Genomic DNA, 2550 nt, shown 5'->3' on the forward strand with positions numbered 1-2550 from the left:
CGTGCGGGGGCGGCTGACGCGGGGGCGGTGTGCGGCACCTCGTCGAAGAAGACCGGGCCGGTCTCCTCCTTCGGCGGGGTGCGCGGGGTCACCCCCGGCGGCGGCTGCGGGGTCGGTTCGCCGTCGCGGGGTTCGGGCCGGCTCGTTCCGGGCACCCAGGCCGCGCCGTCCCAGTAGCGGATGTATCCGGGGATGGACGGGTCCGGGTAGTACCCGGCCGGTGTGGTGCCGTTGGCGGATCTCGAAGGAGGCGCGCTCATCTGTCCCGGTCCCGTGTCTGGTTGGCCGTGGGTGCTGGTCTGTTCGGCTGCCCGTGCTGCCGCGTCCGGGTGGCCGGGTCCACATCTACCAGAGTCGGGGGGCCGCCCGCGGCCGTCCGGCAAGGTCCCCCACCTTTCCGGGCGACACCCGGCGGGCTTCCGGCGCGTGCTTTCCGGGCGGCCTCACCCGTCCGGGCGGCCGTCCCGGCACATCCCGCGAAAGAAGTGCGGCGAAGTCGCGTAAGGAAGCGGGGGCGGCGCGCTCTCTCTTCCTGCGGGGCCGTGGGTCGCCGCGAGGAGAGACAACCAGAGAGGGGCCTGTCGTCATGCACACCGCTGTGGAGAGGGAACTGGAACTGAGGCTCGTGCTGTCGCCCGAGCACGGCGTCGCCGTGCCGGCCCGGCTGAGCTACCGCACCGATGACCCCTACGCCGTGCACATCGCCTTCCACATCGGCTCCCCCCACCCGGTCCACTGGACGTTCTCCCGCGACCTGCTGGTGGAGGGCGTCTTCCGGCCGAGCGGGCACGGTGACGTGCGGGTCTGGCCGACCAAGGCCGACGACCGGTCCGTGGTCTGCATGGCGCTCAGCTCACCCGACGGCGACGCCCTGCTGGAGGCCCCGGTGGACGCGGTGTCGGCCTGGCTGGAGCGCACTCTGCGGGCGGTGCCGCCCGGGGCGGAGAGTGAGCAGCTGTGCCTCGACCGGGCGATCGGCGCGCTGCTGGCCCCGGCCAGCGGTGACGACGTGCGGTCCGGCGGCGGGTGCGCCAACGAGGACGGCGGCGGTGAACCCGGCGCCTGACCGGCGGTGCCGGACCGTCCGCGTCGGCCGACGTCAGAACAGCTTGCCCGGGTTGAGCAGGCCCAGCGGGTCGAAGACCTGTTTGACGCCCTGCTGCAACTCCAGCCCTACCGGGCCGAGTTCCCGGGCAAGCCACTCCTTCTTCAGCACGCCCACGCCGTGTTCGCCGGTGATGGTGCCGCCCAGTTCCAGTCCGAGCCCCATGATCTCGTCGAAGGACTGCCGGGCGCGGGCCGCCTCGTCCGGGTCGGCGGCGTCGAAGCAGACCGTCGGATGGGTGTTGCCGTCGCCCGCGTGGGCGCACACACCGATGGTGAGACGGTGCTTCTCGGCGATCGTGGCGACGCCGTCCAGCATCTCGGCGAGCCGGGAGCGCGGCACGCACACGTCGTCGATCATCGTGGTGCCCTTTACCGCCTCCAGGGCGACGAGCGCGGACCGCCGGGCGGCGAGCAGCAGTTCGGACTCGGCGGCGTCCTCGGCGGGCACCACCTGGCTGGCACCGGCGGCCTCGCAGAGGGCACCGACCGCGGCGAGGTCCGCTGCCGGATCGGGGGTGTCGAAGGCCGCGAGCAGCAGGGCCTCGGTGGTCTCCGGCAGTCCCATGCGGGTGAGCCGGTTGACGGCCCGGAGCGTGGTGCGGTCCATGAGTTCGAGCAGCGACGGTGTGTGGCCGCCCGCCATGATGCGGCAGACCGCGTCACCGGCGGCCTGCGCGGAGGGGAACTCGGCGGCCAGCGCGAGTTGCTCGGGCGGCCGGGGCCGCAGGGCGAGCACGGCTCGCACGATGATGCCCAGGCTGCCCTCGGAGCCGACGAAGAGCCGGGTGAGGTCGTAGCCGGCGACGCCCTTGGCGGTGCGGCGGCCGGTGGTGAGCAGTCGGCCGTCGGCGAGCACCACGTCGAGCCCGAGCACGTATTCGGCGGTGACCCCGTACTTGACGCAGCACAGCCCGCCGGAGGCGGTGCCGATGTTGCCGCCGATGGTGCACTCCTCCCAGCTGGAGGGGTCCGGCGGGTAGCACAGGCCGACGTCGAGGGCCGCGCGGGACAGGGTGGCGTTGACGACGCCCGGTTCGACGACGGCGATCCGGTCGACGGGGTTGATCTCCAGGATGCGGTCCATGCGCAGCAGCGACAGGACGACGCAGCCGTCGGTGGCGTTGGCGGCGCCGGACAGGCCGGTGCGGGCGCCCTGCGGCACGACCGGGGTGCGGGTGGCGGTGGCGGTCCGCATGACGTGCTGGACCTGTTCGACGGTGCGCGGCAGCACCACCGCGGCGGGCGTGCCGGCCGTGCAGAAGCTGGCCATGTCGTGGGTGTAGGCGGCCATGACGTCGGGGTCGGTGAGGACCGCGTCGGCGGGGAGCCCGTCCCGGAGCTGTGCGATCAGTGCGCCCATGCCCCCACCCTGGCACCCGGCCCCTGGCCGGACAACATCGCGCCGGGCGCGGGGCGCGGGCCCGGGGAACCGGCCGCTGCCGG

At 73.9% G+C, this 2550-nt stretch carries 3 protein-coding genes; 1 reads left to right on the forward strand and 2 read right to left on the reverse strand.

What is annotated here, in order from left to right:
• On the reverse strand, positions 1 to 260 hold a 260-nt coding region (locus tag ACYVE9_RS22465), incomplete at its 3' end, for a DUF2510 domain-containing protein (RefSeq protein WP_461029706.1).
• Between the two features lie 326 nt (positions 261 to 586).
• Between ACYVE9_RS22465 and ACYVE9_RS22470 the strand changes: the two genes are divergently transcribed.
• Positions 587 to 1066: an SsgA family sporulation/cell division regulator gene (locus ACYVE9_RS22470; protein ID WP_461029707.1), complete on the forward strand. Its 480-nt coding sequence runs from the start codon at positions 587 to 589 to the stop codon at positions 1064 to 1066.
• 33 nt (positions 1067 to 1099) lie between these two features.
• Here ACYVE9_RS22470 and ACYVE9_RS22475 read toward each other — a convergent pair whose 3' ends face one another.
• The gene (locus ACYVE9_RS22475; RefSeq protein ID WP_461029708.1) at positions 1100 to 2467 is read right to left on the reverse strand and encodes an FAD-binding oxidoreductase; all 1368 of its coding nucleotides are present in this window, start codon (positions 2465 to 2467) and stop codon (positions 1100 to 1102) included.
• Positions 2468 to 2550: the final 83 nt, after the last annotated feature.

The sequence above is a fragment of the Streptomyces sparsus genome, assembly GCF_054776295.1.

Excerpts from the sequence above, each read along its gene's own strand:
- ACYVE9_RS22470 (WP_461029707.1), top strand. The coding sequence starts at position 587 with ATGCACACCGCTGTGGAGAGGGAACTGGAACTGAGGCTCGTGCTGTCG.
- ACYVE9_RS22475 (WP_461029708.1), bottom strand. The coding sequence starts at position 2,467 with ATGGGCGCACTGATCGCACAGCTCCGGGACGGGCTCCCCGCCGACGCG.